At 70.2% G+C, this 16,353-nt stretch carries 10 protein-coding genes; 6 read left to right on the forward strand and 4 right to left on the reverse strand.

The genetic code is table 11. The annotated features are described in order from the left end of the window. The first annotated feature begins 84 nt into the window (after positions 1–84). From AQI94_RS17700 to AQI94_RS17715, 4 genes are all read left to right on the forward strand, one after another. Positions 85–1,068 (forward strand): hypothetical protein, encoded by a 984-nt coding sequence (locus AQI94_RS17700; RefSeq protein ID WP_031039553.1) that lies wholly within the window; start codon positions 85–87, stop codon positions 1,066–1,068. Positions 1,069–1,149: 81 nt separating this feature from the next. Continuing rightward, entirely contained in the window at positions 1,150–3,006 is a 1,857-nt protein-coding gene (locus AQI94_RS17705) for an HSP90 family protein (RefSeq protein WP_031039557.1), read from the forward strand. Positions 3,007–3,008: 2 nt separating this feature from the next. Further along, complete coding sequence (locus AQI94_RS17710) at positions 3,009–5,942, forward strand: hypothetical protein (protein WP_031039558.1); 2,934 nt, start codon at positions 3,009–3,011, stop codon at positions 5,940–5,942. A gap of 146 nt (positions 5,943–6,088) precedes the next feature. Then, positions 6,089–6,889 carry an endonuclease/exonuclease/phosphatase family protein gene (locus AQI94_RS17715; RefSeq protein ID WP_078902634.1) on the forward strand — a complete coding sequence of 267 codons (801 nt, stop codon included), beginning with the start codon at positions 6,089–6,091 and terminating at the stop codon, positions 6,887–6,889. A gap of 270 nt (positions 6,890–7,159) precedes the next feature. Here the strand turns inward: AQI94_RS17715 and AQI94_RS17720 are convergent, their stop codons facing one another. The 4 genes from AQI94_RS17720 to AQI94_RS17735 form a co-directional block, all read right to left on the reverse strand. Then, positions 7,160–7,816 carry a hypothetical protein gene (locus AQI94_RS17720; protein WP_031039564.1) on the reverse strand — a complete coding sequence of 219 codons (657 nt, stop codon included), beginning with the start codon at positions 7,814–7,816 and terminating at the stop codon, positions 7,160–7,162. Next, positions 7,813–8,694 (reverse strand): ABC transporter ATP-binding protein, encoded by an 882-nt coding sequence (locus AQI94_RS17725; RefSeq protein WP_051831942.1) that lies wholly within the window; start codon positions 8,692–8,694, stop codon positions 7,813–7,815. Before AQI94_RS17725 ends, AQI94_RS17720 begins: the two co-directional genes overlap by 4 nt. 931 nt (positions 8,695–9,625) lie before the next feature. Further along, on the reverse strand, positions 9,626–11,929 hold the full coding sequence (locus AQI94_RS17730) for a beta-L-arabinofuranosidase domain-containing protein (RefSeq protein ID WP_031039571.1): 2,304 nt from the start codon (positions 11,927–11,929) through the stop codon (positions 9,626–9,628). 112 nt (positions 11,930–12,041) lie between these two features. After that, the gene (locus AQI94_RS17735; protein WP_318658112.1) at positions 12,042–12,413 is read right to left on the reverse strand and encodes a hypothetical protein; all 372 of its coding nucleotides are present in this window, start codon (positions 12,411–12,413) and stop codon (positions 12,042–12,044) included. A 661-nt stretch (positions 12,414–13,074) separates the two neighbouring features. On the opposite strand from AQI94_RS17735, the gene AQI94_RS17740 reads away from it, so the two are divergent. Continuing rightward, entirely contained in the window at positions 13,075–14,502 is a 1,428-nt protein-coding gene (locus tag AQI94_RS17740) for a glycoside hydrolase family 43 protein (protein WP_031039575.1), read from the forward strand. 199 nt (positions 14,503–14,701) lie between these two features. Further along, on the forward strand, positions 14,702–16,273 hold the full coding sequence (locus AQI94_RS17745) for an alpha-L-arabinofuranosidase B (RefSeq protein WP_031039578.1): 1,572 nt from the start codon (positions 14,702–14,704) through the stop codon (positions 16,271–16,273). The last annotated feature ends 80 nt before the right edge of the window (positions 16,274–16,353 follow it).

Raw genomic sequence — 16,353 nt, forward strand, 5'->3', positions numbered from 1 at the left:
CCGGTGAAAACCCTGTGGAAGCGGTGTCAGCGGGGCCGTTTATGCTGCACGGACGATCACGCGGGACCATGGGGAGGGCGCGGCATGTTCGGCAAGCTGTTCGGCAGGGATGCGGAGAGACCGGAGGGGAATCCGTACGCCCTGCCCGTCCCGCGCAGACAGAAGAACGGGACGTACCCGCTGCGCGCCCTCGGGGACACCCGGGTGCTCGCGCTGGTGGAGGCGGCCGACGCCGGTGACTGGGAGGCGGTCAAGGCGGCCCTGGCCCCCTTCGATCTCGGCCGTGACCACGCGGTGCTCGGCCAGCTCGCCGACCTGGACGGGGTGCAGGACTGGATCGGCCGGGCCGTCGAGGACGACAAGGAACACCGGGCGACGGCCCTGCTGATATCCGGGACACGGCACATCAGCTGGGGCTGGGAGGCCCGTACCTCCGCCCGTGCCGTGGACGTCACGCGGGAGCAGTGGCGGATCTTCCACGAGCGGCTGGAGATCGCCGAGGAGCACCTGCTCGAAGCCGCCGAGCTGCGGCCCGACTGGATCACCCCGTGGCGCCGCCTGCTCACCTCCGGCCGCGGCATGTCGCTCGGCCCCGCCGTCACCCAGACCCGGCGCGACGCCGCCCTGCGCCGCGACCCGCTGGACCTGGAGACCCACATCGAGTGGGTGTCCCAGCTGCAGCCCCGCTGGGGCGGTGAGCCGGGCCAGGCCCTGGCGTTCGCCCGCAAGGCCTACGCCGCGGCGCCCGACGGGCACCGCCTCGGCTGTGTCATCGCCATGGCCCACATCGAGCAGTGGGTGGAGGAGGACAACCGCGACTGCCTGCAACACCCGCACATCCAGGCCGAGTTGCGGGAAGCAGCGGAGCGCAGCATCCTGCACCACACGTACGAACGCCGCCTGGGCTGGCAGGGCGACTACAACATCTTCGCCATGGCCCTCTCGCTGGCGGGCAGCAGGACGGCCTCCAATGTCTTCCGCGAACTGGACGGGGTCTTCACCGAGTGGCCGTGGGCCTTCATGGCGGACCCCCAGAAGGCCTACGCACGCTTCCGCAAGGCTGTCTGAGCCGCAGGCCACACGGTTCCCGCCCGTCCCGGCGCCGGACCCTCGCCCACCCTCGCCGTTCCCCTCTCCCCGGACTGCCCCATGCCTCTGCGCCCCGAATCCGCCGACCACGCCACCGCCGACCGCACCTTCCAGGTGGACCTGCGCGGCCTGGTCGATCTCCTCTCCCACCACCTCTACTCCAGCCCCCGCGTCTACCTGCGCGAGCTCCTCCAGAACGCCGTGGACGCGCTCACCGCCCGGCACACCCTCGAACAGGGCGCCCCCGCCGACGCGTTCGGCATCCGCCTGTACGCCGACGGCTCCGTGGTGCGGGTCGAGGACGACGGCGTCGGTCTCACCGAGGCCGACGTGCACACCTTCCTCGCCACCATCGGCCGCAGCAGCAAGCGCGCGGAGCAGATCGCCGACCAACGCGCCGACTTCATCGGCCAGTTCGGCATCGGTCTGCTCTCCTGCTTCCTGGTCGCGGACGAGATCCACGTCGTGAGCCGCTCCGCCCGAACCCCCGACGCCCCCGCCGTGGAGTGGCGCGGACGCGGCGACGGCAGCTACACCGTCCGCACCCTGCCCGCCTCCGCCCGCCCCAGGCCCGGCACCACCGTCACCCTGACGCCCCGCGCCGACGCGGGCGAGTGGACCCGCCCGGCACAGGTCCACGCGCTGGCCCGCCACTTCGGCTCCCTGCTGCGCCACCCGGTGACCTTCGACGACGGCACCGCAGGTCCCGGCGGCAGGGGCGCACCCGTCAACCCCGAACCCGCACCCTGGGCACGCACCCACCCCACCCCCGGAGCCCGCTCCCGCGCCCTGGCCGCCTACGGCGAGGACGTCTTCGGGTTCACGCCGCTGGACACCATCGAACTCGACCTGCCGGCCGTCGGCCTGAAGGGCATCGCCTGCGTGCTGCCCGAAGCGGTACCGGCCGGGCGCCGCCACGGACACCGCGTGCACGTCAAGGGCATGCTGCTGTCCGAGCAGGCCGAGGAGATCCTGCCCGACTGGGCGTTCTTCGTCCGCTGTGTCATCGACGCCGAGAGCCTGCGCCCCACGGCCTCCCGCGAGTCCCTGTACGAGGACGACACCCTAGCCGCCGTCCGCGACGCCCTCGCCGAACGCCTGCGCGCGTGGATCGCCAGGGCCGCCGCGAGCGACCCCGAGCTGCTCGGCCGCTTCCTCCAGGTGCACCACCTGGCCGTGAAGTCGCTCGCGGTGCACGACGACGAGATCATGCGAATGCTGCTGCCCTGGCTGCCGTTCGAGACCACCGACGGGCACGCCACCCTCGACGAGTTCGCGCGCACCCACCGCACCGTGCTCGTCACGTCCAGCGTGGAAGAGTTCCGCCAGGTCGCGGCGATCGCCTCGGCCGCCGGGCTCGGCGTCGTCAACGGCGGCTACACCTACGACCGCGCCCTGGTCCACCGGCTCCCCGAGGTCAGGCCCGAGGTCACCGTCGCCGACCTCGACCCGGCGACCCTCACCGCCCACCTCGACCCCGTCGACCGGGAGACCGAGCTGGCCGCCGCGGCCTATCTCGCCCAGGCCCGCGACGCCCTCGCCGTCTTCGACTGCGATGTCGCGCTGCGCACCTTCCAGCCCGCCTCCGCCCCCGCCCTCCTCCTCGACAGCCGCGAGGCCCGGCACGAACGCACCCGCTCCCAGCTCGCCCGCGAGCAGCAGGGCGGTGTGTGGGGCGACATCCTCGGCGCCCTGCGCCAGGAGGCCCCGCGGGCCCAGCTGATCCTCAACCAGCTCAACCCACTGGTGCGTACCGCCGTCACCATCGGCGAGCCCGAGCTGGCCCGCACCAGCGCCGAAGCCCTCTACGGGCAGGCCGCGATGCTGTCCCGGCGCCCGCTCAGGCCCGCCGAGTCGAGCCTCATCAACCGCTCCTTCCTCGACCTCCTCGCCCACGCCCTCCGCAAGGACAGCTGACGATGCCCCACGCGATCCAGACCACCGACGAGCTGTTCCAGGCGCTCCAGGAGAACGACGAGCGTCCCTACGACCGTACCCGCACCGTGACCGCCGAGGAACTCGTCGACGCCGCCGAGCAGTTCGAGGAGCCCGTCCCGCTCGTCCACGCGCTCCTCGAACTCCAGGAGGCGTACACCTACGGTTCCGAACCCCGGAAGTCGCCCGTCGTCTTCGCCCGGCTGCTCACCCTGTTCGACGAGCGGCCCGAGGTCTTCGACGAGCGCCTGCGCCACATGGTGTTCTGGCGGTTCAAGTGGGTGGGCCACGCCCTGCGCCAGCTGCCCGAGATACCGCTGGCCAGCCTGCGCCAGTGGCTGACGGAGATGCGCGACCGCTACGAGAAGGCCGGCCTCGGCCTCCAGCCCTACTACGGACAGGCGTACCAGCTCGCCGCCCACGTGGGCGAGGACACCACCCTCGCCTACGAGCTGTGGGCGGGCCGCGGCCGCACCCGGCTCAGCGACTGCGAGGCCTGCGAGATCTGCGAGCGCGCCCTGTTCCACCTCGCGGCGGGCGACGACGAGCGGGCCCTGCGCACCTGGGAGCCCGTGCTGAACGGGAAGGAGTCCTGCCAGGAGGAACCGGCCCGCTCCCTGTCGTACGCGCTGCTGCCCCTGCTGCGCACCGGCGCCGCCGACCGGGCCCGCGAACTGCACCTCGCCGGCTACCGCGGCTGCCGCCGCAACCCCTCGATGTCCGGGGAGGTGGGCCGGCACCTGGAGTTCTGCGCGCTGACCGGCAACGAGGCCCGCGGACTGGAACTGCTCGCAGAGAACCGGAACCTGTTCGACGAGGTCGACTCGCCGCTGGACCAGCTCGACTTCCTCACCGGCGTCGAGGTCCTCCTGCAGCGCGTCGAGCACCTCGGCCACGGCGAACTGCCGGCCACCGGATACACGGGCCGCACCTGGACGGTGTCCGGCCTGCGCGCCGAGGTGCGGGGCCGCGCCGACGACCTCGCCGCCCGCTTCGACGCCCGCAACGGCACCTCCACCCACACCCACCGCCGCGGGACCCGCCTCGGCCGGGCTCCCCTCCTCGACACGCTGGAACTGACCCTGCGCCCCCGCAGTCTCGACGATGTGGCCCCGACCGCCCCCGTCGCCGCACCCGCCTCCCGTACGACCACGGCCGTCCCCGAGTCGCTGCCCGAACTCATCCTCCGGGCACGGAAGCTGGAGGAGGAGGGGCACCCCGAGGCCCAGGTCTGCTTCGCGCGGCTGCGCACGCTCGTCGCAGCCCACGACTACGCCCACCCCGACGACCCGGCCGTGGGCCCCCTGGTCCGGCTGCGCGCGGACCTGCTGGCCGACGAGGCGAACCAGGCGGGCAACAAGGACGACTTCGCCGAGGCGGCAGCCCTCCACGAGGAGGCCGCGGCCCTCTACGAGGACGCCGCGGAGCCCGGCCACGCGGCGGTCGCCCGCGCCTGCGCCCTGCTCGCCACCGCCCAGATCCCCGCGCAGGACGCGGCCGGGGCCGAGGCCAGGGCGGCCGAGCTGACCGGAGTCCACGCGTCCCTGGTCCGCCTGCACGAGGAGACCACCGGCCTCGCCCCCGGTCACGAGGCCCGTCTGCTGCGGCTGCGGGCGACCGCGCTCGGCCTGCGCCTGCAGACGACGGGAAGCAAGGAGCACGTGGAGCCGGTGTTCGCCGAGACCGACCTGGTGCAGGCCTTCGCCACCCGGCACGACCTGGCCGGGCAGCTCTCCGGCGCGCTGATGCTGCGGGCGAGCACGCACGCCCTCTCCGGTGACCTGCCCGCCGCGGTCACCGGGGTCGACGTCCTCCTCGACCGGCTCAGGGCGCACGGCCCCGCCTGGCACCTGCCCCGCACCCTCGGACTGCGCGGCCGGCTCCAGCTCGCGCTCCGGGACCCCGAGGCCGCGCACGCGGACCTCACCGAAGCGCTGCGACGGGCCGCCGACTGGCCGGCCGACACGGTCGACACCACCCGCCTGCACGGCGATCTCGCCGAGGCCTGCATGCACCTGGGCCGCCCCGGCGACGCCCTGCGGCACCTGACGCGCTCGGCGGAGGCGGACCTGCGCCGGGGCAACCGGATCGACGCGTTCTGCACCTACAGCAACGCGGCCCAGCTCAGCCTCGACCTGGACCGGGTCGAGGACTGCATCGCCCTGCTCGACTCACTGCTGGCCGAACCGGACGTCGCCGCCGGAGAACTGGACGACCGGCTCACCGCCCAGCTGCGCCTGACCCGCGCCCGCGCGCTGCGTGCCGGGGAGGACGTCAAGGCGGCCACGGCCGAGTTCGCCGCCCTCGCGGCCGAGTCGGCCGGCTGGGACGACGACCCGGGCAGCCACGCCATGATCGCCGCGGAGACGGCCGTACTCCTCGGTGAGTCCGGCGAGTTCGGCCCGGCCCGCGAGGCGGCGGACCAGGCGATCGCCGCCCACGCCCGCGACCCGCGCTACGAACTGCTCAGCAACTGCCTGCGTGAACTGGCCCGCCTCCAGGCCCAGCAGCAGGGCGCCGAGGGCCTGGCCGACGCCCGCGCCTTCCTCGCCGACGCCGGCCGGATCGCCGACGAGGCCCGCGCGGCCGGACACGAACCGCGCGGCCGCTCCCTGGACAGCGCCCTGGCCTACGAACACGGGCGGGTCAGCGCCTACGCCGGGGCGTACGAGGACGCACTGGCCGCCCTGGAGAAGGCCCTGGCCCTGCTCGGCGAGCCGGGACCGCAGGACGACCGGGCCGGTGAATGGGCCGAGTGCGTGCGCCTCGCGGGCGCTGTGGAGGGCCTCTACCTGGAACGCCCCGCACCCGCCCTCGTCCGCCTCGACGCCGCGGTGTCCCATCTGACCGCCCAGGGCCACACCGAGGAGACCCAGCCCCTGACCTCCCTGGCGGCCCGGCTGCGCGACGAGGAGTGACGCGGCGCTCGGCCCGGGGGACGCCCGTTCCCCGGGCCGACCCCGGTGCCATAACCTCGTGAAGCAGACGTCGGTCGCCCGATGTGTCCGTCCACGCTGAGGAGGCGAGGGTGCTCGGAAAGGGCACGTGGTTGCTCGTGGGTGCCATGGTGGTGGCGTGGATGGTGCTCTCCGGACCCAGTGCGCCGAGCGGTGCCCTCGACGCCGGCTCGGTGCCCGCCAAACCCGCCAGAGACGTCGTACCGAACCGGGTCATGACCTGGAACCTCTGCAACCCCTGCGAGACGGGCAACGACGACCGGGCGGCGGAGATCGCCAGGTTCGCGCCGCAGGTCATCGGCCTCCAGGAGGCCTGCGTGGGCGACGTCGAGAAGATCCGGGACTATCTGGAGAACCTCCACGGGCTCGTCTACCACGTCGAGTACGGGCCGGTTCTCCAGAGCTGGGGCCGGTGCGGGGGAGCGCCCTGGAAGCCGGGCGGCTACGGCGAGGCGATCCTCTCGGCGGCCCCGATGACCGACGTCGTCACCGAGGAGTATCCCGACGGCGGCTCCGAGGACCGCGGATACATGGAGGTCACCACCACGGTGGGCGGCCGCCCGGTCCGGGTCTTCAACACCCACCTCGCCGAACGCCGCCAGGAGCCGGTCCGGGCAAACCAGGTCGGTGTCCTCGCCAAGAAGGTCGCCCGGCACGACCGCGCGATCGTCATCGGCGACTTCAACGCCGTGCCGGACGCCTACGAACTCACCCCGATGTGGAAACTGGCCACGGACGCGGACCCCCACTGCCGTCCCGGGGCCGCCACGAGCTGCGAGCCGACCACCGACTGGCAGAGCAAGTTCGACTACGTCTTCCTGCGCGGCTACGCCCCCGCCGGGCACCGTGTCCATCCGAATCCGGTCTCGGACCATCATGTGCTGTACGCCGACGTGAACCCGGCCTAGCCGGGCGTGCGGGGCCGCCGGTATTTCACCGGCGGTTCCGAGAACTTCCCGGATTCACCACTCCGCTGCTGTGGCGATCAGCGCGGGCGACTGAACAGAAAGCCTCGCGAAGGACTGTTCCGCACGTCGTCGCACCGGAAAGCGTTCTGGCCCGCCAGGACTTCCGATGTATTGGCTGAGACGGAGCGTCAGTGGAATGGGTGCGCTCAATTCGCCGCAGGTGTCCATGTTGCTGGGCGCCGCGAGTACCGGCACGGCCCTCGCGACGCCTCAGCTCCTGCGGACGCTGATCGCGTGGGTGGCCGTCACCGCGGCCGCCAGGACGCCCGCCGAGATCGCGAGCAGGGCACTGGTGGACCCGAGGACATCCGCGGAGCCGGAGGCGCTCTGCAGGTCACCGAGCAGCACGTTGACCGGGGAGACGCCCTTGGCCAGCAGCACCGCCAGCAGCAGGACGAGGGCCAGCAGCAGGGCGTAGCCCTGTCGGCGGAAGATCAGCCGTGAGCACAGGACGCCGATCGCGATACCCGTGAAGGCGCAGGTGAGCTGGGCCTCGGTGCCCAGGACCGCGTCGGCGAAGGTGAAGGTGTGCGAGCCGAACAGCAGCGGCAGGACGAGCCCGGCCGCCGTCAACGGCAGGCACCACAGGGCGGCCGTGCCCACCGAACCGAGCAGCACCCGCAGATGACTGCCCGCGGTGACGACGACGACCGAGCGGTGCGTCTGGTCCTCCAGCCCGATCAGCCCCATCGTCAGCCAGACGGAGCAGACCAGCATGCCTCCGGCCGCCGAGCCGTAGGTGGCGGCCAGCGGGCCCGAGTCACTGCTGGTCAGCACCGCGAGAAGGCCGACGAACAGCAGGAGCGGAGCGAGGTAGCGCTGCGAGAGCAGCATCACGGTGAACAGGTAGCGGACCAGCGCGATCACAGGGCGGCCCTCCTCGCGCCCGAGCGGGAGGCGTGGCCGGTGCCCGGCCTCGTGAGGCTCTCCACCGACCAGTGATGTTGCAGCGCCGTCAGGAGCGCGGTGTCCGAGTGCTCACGCGCAACGCGCAGGACGATCGCGTTCTCCCCGCGGGAGGCGTCCGTGACGCCGGGCAGCGCGTACCAGTTCACTTCCAGGGGTACGGCGCCGGTGACCGGCACGGTCAGGACCACTTCCACCTCGGTGACCGGCCCGCCCTGGGACGGTCCGCTGCGCGGGCTCACCCGTCCGTCGCTGATGGCGTGGACACCGGTCGCGTGCGTCTCGGCAATAGCCTCGCGGTGGTCGGTGAAGACCACGGCCCCGCCGGCGGCGGACACTTCCGCGATGAACTCGGCCAACACGCCGTGTGCCGAGGCGTCCAGGCCCGACCACGGCTCGTCGAGGACGAGCAGAGCGGGCTCGACGAGCAGTGCCTGGGCGAGCGCGACCTTCTGGGCGTTCCCCTTGGACAGGGTGCGCAGTGCCGCGTCCCGGCCGCCGACCAGCGCCAGCCGGTCCAGCAGCCGCCCGGCCTTCGCCCGCGCGGCCGGGCCGGACAGGCCCCGGATGCGCCCCATGTGGGTGAGGTAGGAGAGGGCGGAGACCCGTTCGTGGGCGGTGAAGCGGTCCGGTACCCAGCCGATGTGCCGCGGCCGTCCCATGACCCGTCCGGACGTGGGCTGAGACAGCCCTACGAGCAGTCTCAACAGGGTCGACTTGCCTGAGCCGTTGCTGCCCACGAGGGCGAGGACGTCGCCGCCCGAGACCTCCAGATCCACGTCCTGGAGAATCCAACGTCCCTTGCCGTAGCGCTTGCTGACGGACTCGCAACGTAACAAGTCGACTCCTCAGTGCAATCTACATGCCTACGCTACTACACGCGGCCGCTGCTTCTTCGTAGAGCTGGGACAACCGGATTCCCCGGGACCCCGAATGAAAGGCCCGATCGTTCCAGCAATTCGCCGTCGACCGTGAACGGCGCATTGGCCACGATGAAGAAGCCGACGCTCGGCTTGTTCCCGGACACTGATCCGCGACTGCGTGCTGCTAGCGAGTGGGCCGCGGTCCCACAGGACACAGGTTGTGTGGGTGTCCAGGCCAGTCCAAGACGAGTGCGTAATGCCAGGGCGGGGCATTCTGGTCCGGGGAGCAGACGCAGTCGGTGACAGGCGCGTGAGAGCGGCGTGCGACGAGAAGCCCCGCAGGTGCGGCCCGGCGGGGCTTCTGAGTGGTGCTGGTTTCCTCGAACGGTGTACGCATATCGGCGCCGTGGTCGGCGGGTTGGTGGTGCCGGTCTGCCTCAGATCCATGGGTGGGCCCACGAGTTGAGCTGGTCGGTCGCCAGGTGGTGCGGGCGACGGTGACCGCCAGGGTGCCGATGGAGGCCGGCTGGTCCACCAGGACCAGCGCCTTCCCCTTGCGCCCCAGGCGGGCGAACAGTTCCCGCAGCCGGGGCTCGCCGTCGGGCAGCGGCTTGTCGAAGGTGATGCGGCCATCACGCAGCAGGGCCGCGCCGTGGTGAGTGGACTTGCCCACGGCGCAGAACACATCGATCGATGTGAAGTCGTTGCTGGTCGCCGGGCTTTCCCCTCCCCGGGATCACCACCGGTGGCCCGCCGGGCACCGGAGATCGGCAGCCACATTTCGCAGCCCTGCCTGTCGGCGGACACGCTTCCATCAGCGACCATCCGGTGCCGCCGGGACCGGCGACAGCACCCCCCCCGGATCATCGAGGACAGGGGCAACCAAGCCCTCCTTCCGCGACGGACGTTAGTTCAGCACGATGCGCCAGCGGTTGTCGGCGGTGCCGTCGTCCGCGTCCTGGACCGCGAACGCGCCGACGGCGGTGGAGTTGTCCGCGATGGCGAGCAGCTTGCCGCTGTTCACGTTGCGGATCTTGTAGGTTCCGTCTCCCTGGTCGAGCAGGGTCCATTTGTGGTCGGCGGTGCCGTTGTCCGACCACTGCAGAACGGTCGCGCCGTCTGCCGTGTCCATGTTCAGGACGCCGAGCACCTTGCCACTGTTGGCGTTGAGGAAGCGGACCGCGCTTCCATCAGTGATCATTTCCCATGTGTGGTCGGCGGTGCCGTTGTCCGTCCATTGCAGAGCGCGGCCGCCGTTGGACGTGGACATGTTCTGGATGCCCAGCAGGAGACCGCTGCTCGCGTTGACGAGACGGACGGTGTTGCCGGTGGTGTTCCAGTAGACGGTGTAGTTGAAGCCGTGCGCGTCGTAGAACGGGCCCAGGTTGACGGTGGAGCCGCTGGAGGTGGCGGTGAAGGCGAGTGAACTGCTGCTGGTCCGTTTGATCGAGGACGTGGTCAGCGCAGGCGGGGCACTGAGGGTGGCGTCACCGTAGTTGCCCGCGAGGATCACCGGGCCGTAGGTGATCGCCGCGACGTTCGCGTTGTCGTTGGCCGGTCGGATGCCGATCCGCATGGGCAGGCGGACGGTGACCGTGTCGCCGGAGGTCCACGAGCGGTTCAGGGTGGCGTAACTGCCGGGCGTGGTGGTGATGTTCTGCGCGATGCCGTTGACGCTGATGATGGCCCCGGTGGTCCAGCTCGGTATACGGATGCGCATCGCCCAGGTTCCGCTGACGCTGCCGGTGACCTGAAGGGTCGTCGTGTCACTGACAGGGTAGGTCGTCGTCTGGGTGACGGTGATACCGCGCTCCGTCCAGGTGAGCACCGACGGCACGAACATGTTCACGGTCAGCGTGGTGTCGTTGTGGAAGTAGATGGAGTCCATCAGCCTGGTGTGCATCTCCAGGCCCGTGCCCTGACAGCACCAGAAGGTGCCGTAGTCCGTGCTCCAGGTGCCGCCGCCCAACGCCGGGCCGACACCGCGTCGGCCTCCCGGCTTGAGGGGGGTGAAGTAGGTGACGTGGCCGTGGTCGTCGGCCGGGTTCTGCTGGCCGATGATCTGGTTCAGCCACGCCCGCTCGTAGTAGTCGAACAGTGCGACGCGGTTCGGGTCCAGCGTGAACAGTTCCCGGGTGAGGGTGAGCATGTTGATGGTGTTGCAGCTTTCGCACGTGTCGTTGGTCAGGTAGCCGGCGATGGCGTTCGGGGCGCGGAAATGCTCCGCCTGGCTGTTGCCGCCGATGGCGTAGGTGTGCGCGTTGACGGTGATGTTCCAGGCGTTGGTGGCGATGTCGCGGTAGCGGGTGGTGCCGGTGGCCTTGTACTCCCGGGCCGCCCCGATCCACTTGGGGACCTGAGTGTTGGCGTGAATCCCGTTGAGCTGGTCCTGGTTGGCCGCCAGCGGGTCGAACACCGTGGCGTGGTCGAACCGTTGGGCGGCGGTGAGCCACCGCGTGTCGCCCGTCTGCTGGTAGAGATCGGTCAGCACGGTGTTCATGCCGCCGAACTCGACGCGCAGCATGGTCTGCATCTGCTGGGTGGTCAGCCGGCCGGTGCGCCAGTCGACCCATCCGGCCAGGGCGAGGAGCACGTCCCGTGCTTGTGTGCTGCCGATGTGGCGCCATACGTCCAGCAGGCCGGCGAGGGTCTTGTGGATCGTGTAGTACAGCACTTCGCCACTGGTTCCCTGCTCAAGAGCAGTGAAGTTGGCCTCCGGGTAGCCGGAGAGATACCCGGGGTTGAAACCGGCGGCGCTGTTGTTGGCCTGGCACTTGGCCAGCTCCGCGACCATGTAGGTGGCCTTGTCCCGGCAGGTGGTGTCCCCGGTGACGGCGTACGACTGTGCCCATGCCGTGAGGAAGTGCCCCTGGATGTGGGTGCGGAAGCCGAAGTTCGGCGCGTCCCAGCCGCCGTTGGCGGTCGCGCCGTTGGTGGAGAGCCTGTGGGTGGCGCGGAAGTTGTACAGCAGCCGGTCGACATCGACGAACCGCAGGTAGTTCTGGGTGCGGTTCTGGTTGTCCAGCCACCGGCTCGCGGTGAGCCGGACCTGGCCGAGTTCGAAGGGGTTTGCGGAGACCCCGATGTCGGTCCTCGCGGGGGCGATGGCCGCTTGGGCGGAAGAAACGCCGAGGAAGGTCCCTGTGGCAGAGGCGGCCACGGTGGCCCCGGCCAGTTGCAGGAGACGACGCCTGCTGACGGAGGAAGACATCTTGAGCCTTTCGATACGGCAGAGCGGCTGCTTGGACGTTCCGCACATGGTTCGACTTTTCAAACGTCGTCCGAAATATTGAACAGGGATCTTCGCCGACACATGGGATGGATTAACGGATATGGACGTTGCCTGTGTCTAGCCGTGTGACACAAATTCTTACCGGCTGTCGGGTCGTCCCGTAGTTCTGCGGCCATGTGTTGCGGGGGCGCAGTGCCGTGCTCCGGCACACGATGGCCTGCGGGCGGGCCGTGCAGCCGCTCTGCGCATGCCGGTTGGCGGCCATCTTCGCGTACCCGGCGGTGTAGGGCGCGGCGCCGGCCTTCACGTTGGCGGCCATGCGGGCGAGGTCGGCGCCGGTGTGGAGGAGGCCGTGGTGCGCGAAGGCTCCGCCCGCGTCCACCGGAAGGGTGGCGAGGCCGGCGGGACCGACGGCTGCGGCACCTGTGGCCTTGAGCATGGTGCGCCGACTGATCTGTCGCATGCATGTGCAGGAGGCGGGGGGACGGCGGGGCGATAACAGAAACTGGGTGGACGTTGTGCAGGTGATTGCCTGACGGGGTGGAGCCCTGCGGGGTGGCCGGTGATCAGGGAGACCCCCGTTCGCGCCGCCGGCCATGGTCGGTCAGCCGAACTGGCCCCCGTCGCCCCCCCCATAAGCGGACGGGGCATATCTCGTACGAGCCGGGCCAGAGGGCCGGGTGAGTGCCGGATCACTCATCTGTATGTTCGGCGGATCGGATGTGTCGGATGTATTGACGCGCCCTCTTTTCCGGATCTAGCCTCTGCCCGATTTCACGAACAGCGTTCGATATATCGTCCAACGTGCCTGACTGAATAGCGAGTTGGCTGTGAAGACTTCCGTCCGAAGTGCCGCCCACCTGAAACGCCTTCACGGGCACTGAGAGGCACAGGCGCCCGGCTCGTGCCGAAACCGCCCCACCTGGGCTTACGTGCGTGCTCGTGCGCCCTGACCCGCCGTCACCACGGCGTCCTGGACGAAGCGGCGAAACGCCGTCGTTCGGATCCGACCTTCCGGCTTGCGCGGCAGCCGGGTTCCGTCCCGCCCGCTCCGAGACCAAGTTCGCCCCGCCGCCCCGCTTCCCCTTAGCCGGCGGTGGCACCCGCACGCGACAGGAGATCCCATGTCTGCGCTCCGTGCCCGGCTGTCGGTGATATTGCTCGCCGTCTGTCTCCTCTTCACGGGCCAAGCCCTCACGACACCCCAGCGGGCGGCCGCCGCCGACCCCGGCTATCTGATGGTGCACTTCACCGGCGACTCCGCGACCGGGCAGATGCTGTACCTCGCGCACAGCACGGACGGCCTGCACTGGAACGACCTCAACGGCGGAGCGCCGGTCCTGAACTCCATGATCGGCACGAAGGGCGTACGCGACCCCGCACTGGTGCGCTCTCCTGACGGGAGCAAGTACTGGATCATCGCGACCGACCTGTGCATCCGCTGCGGCTCGACGTACACCAACGGCAGCCCCGACTTCGTGGTGTGGGAGTCGACCGACCTGGTGACCTGGTCGAAGCCGTGGCTGCTCGGCGCCGCCGGACTGATCCCCGGCGGAAAGAACGCGTGGGCGCCGGAGGCGATCTGGAACCCCGAGACCAACGACTACGTCCTGTACTGGGCGACGAACGCCACGGTGAACGGCATCTTCAAGTACCGCATCTACTCCGCCCGCACCAAGGACTTCCGCACCATCACCACCCCGCAGATCTGGATCGACCCGCCCGGCAGCACGCCGGTCGTCGACACCCAGATGACGGAGGTGCCCGCCGGCACAGGCCCCTACCGCTACCTGCGGGTCTCCGGCGACGGCCAGAACAACGTCGAGGGCAGCAACTCGATCCTGGGGACGTGGACCAACCTCGGCAACCTCTCCAGCATCGGCCTCACCGGCAATGTGGTCGAAGGCCCGGTCTGGATGAAGTTCAGGGACCGCAACGAGTGGGCCCTCTACATCGACTACAACAACCCGCAGGGCGTACGCGAATACAGGCCGATCCTGACGACCGACCCGTTCGACGTCAGCACCTATCGGCTTCAGGATGCGACCAGCTACGACATGGGCGGCACCCCGAAGCGCCACGGCGCGATCATGACCCTCACGGCCGCCGAGGAGAGCCGCGTGCTCGCCCGCTGGCCCAACACCCCGGCGCAGCGGCTGCAGTCGTACAACTTCCAGGACCGCTACGTGCGCCAGATCAACTTCGACGTGCGCATCGACCCGAACGTCAGCCCCGTCGAGGACTCCCAGTTCCGGATCAGGCCCGGCCTGGCCGGCACCGGCACCGTCTCCTTCGAGTCGGTGAACCACCCCGGCTACTTCCTGCGGCACGCCAACTACGACTTCCAGCTCGCCCTCTACGACGGCAGCAGCCAGTTCGCCGCGGATGCCACCTTCAACAAGGTCGCCGGCCTCGCCGACTCCACCCAGTCGTCGTTCCAGTCGTACAACCACCCGGACCGTTACATCCGCCACTACGCCTACTACCTGAAGCTCGACCCGATCACCACCACGACGGGGCGCGGCGACGCCACCTTCCGCGTGACGAGCTGACCCGACCGTCTCACGGTGAGGCCTCACCGTGAGCGCTCTGCGGAGTCCGCCGCTCCGGCGGCGTACCCGACGAACTCCGGCGACGGCGCCCGCCGCCTCGGCCGGCCCCCGGAGCTACCGGCCGGGCCGGGCTGCCGCCGTGACGGCGGCACCCGGGAGTTCCACTCACCTCCCACTCCACTCTGCGTAGGAGTTCTTCATGATCAAGAAGCAGTGGACGCACCGTGTCAGACGCGCGCTGCTCGCGGCAGGGGCCACCGCCGCGCTCGCCGCCGGTCTGATCACCGCCACGGCCGCCCCCTCGCAGGCCGCCACCCAGGGGCCGTGTGACATCTACGCCACGGGCGGCACCCCCTGCGTCGCCGCGCACAGCACCACCCGCGCCCTGTACGGCGCGTACAACGGCCCGCTCTACCAGGTCAAACGCGCTTCCGACAACGCGACCAAGGACATCGGCCTGCTGAGCGCGGGCGGCTACGCCGACGCCGCGCAGCAGGACTCCTTCTGCGCGAACACCAGCTGCGTCATCACCGTCATCTACGACCAGTCGCCCAAGCACAACAACCTCACCCAGGCGCTCAGGGGCCACTGGCCCGGTCCGGCGGAGAACGGGAACGACAACCTGGCCAACGCCTTCGAGGCGCCGGTCACCGTCGGCGGGCACAAGGCGTACGGCGTCTACGTGGCTCCCGGCACCGGTTACCGCAACAACAACACCACCGGCATCGCCACCGGCGACCAGCCCGAGGGCATGTACGCCATCTTCGACGGCACGCACGTCAACGGCGGCTGCTGCTTCGACTACGGCAACGCCGAGACGACCGGCAACGACGACGGCAACGGCACCATGGAGGCCATCTACTTCGGCACCAGCACGGGCTGGGGCTCCGGCAGCGGCACCGGCCCCTGGATCATGGCCGACCTGGAGAACGGCCTGTTCTCCGGGGTCAACCGCGGCGTCAACGCGGGCGACCCGACCATCAACCACCGGTTCACGACCGCCATCGTCAAGGGCGGCCCGAACCACTGGGCCATCCGCGGCGGCAACGCCCAGTCGGGCAGCCTGTCCACCTTCTACGACGGCGTGCGCCCCAACGACACCGGCTACAACCCGATGAAGAAACAGGGCGCGATCATCCTCGGCATCGGCGGCGACAACAGCAACACCGGCCAAGGCACCTTCTACGAAGGCGTCATGACCCAGGGCTACCCCTCGGACGCCACCGAGAACGCCGTCCAGGCCAACATCACCGCAGCCGACTACAACAGCGGCTCGACCAGCACCGGAACCCTCACCCCCGGCTCCCGGATCTCCCTGCAAGCCACCACCGCGCCCTGCTGCACCTCCCACTATCTGCGCCACAACAGCGCGGACACCAAGGTCGTCATCTCCAGCATCAACTCCGCCAGCCCGGCCACCGACAAGGCCAACGCCACCTGGATCGTCCGCGCCGGACTGGCCAACACCTCCTGCCTGTCCTTCGAAGCCGCCGACAAGCCCGGCCAGTTCCTGCGCCACTTCAACTACCAGCTCTACCTGAACACCGACAACGGCGGCAGCTCGTTCGCGAAGGACGCCACCTTCTGCCCCACCGCGGGCAACAGCGGCGTCGGCACCACCTCCTTCCAGTCCTCCAACTTCCCGACCAAGTACCTCCGCCACTACAACTACACGGCCTACATCGCCGGCAACGGCGGCACCAACGCCTGGGACAACACGACGTCGTGGGCCCAAGACACCAGCTGGCTCACCGCGGCTCCCTGGAACTGACGAGGGACCGAATCCGTGGGCGGCTCCTGGCCGGGGCCGCCCACAGGTTCTGGATCCGCCCGCACCTTCCTTCCCTACGA

This window comes from Streptomyces pseudovenezuelae (genome assembly GCF_001513955.1).
GTDB lineage: Bacteria > Actinomycetota > Actinomycetes > Streptomycetales > Streptomycetaceae > Streptomyces > Streptomyces pseudovenezuelae.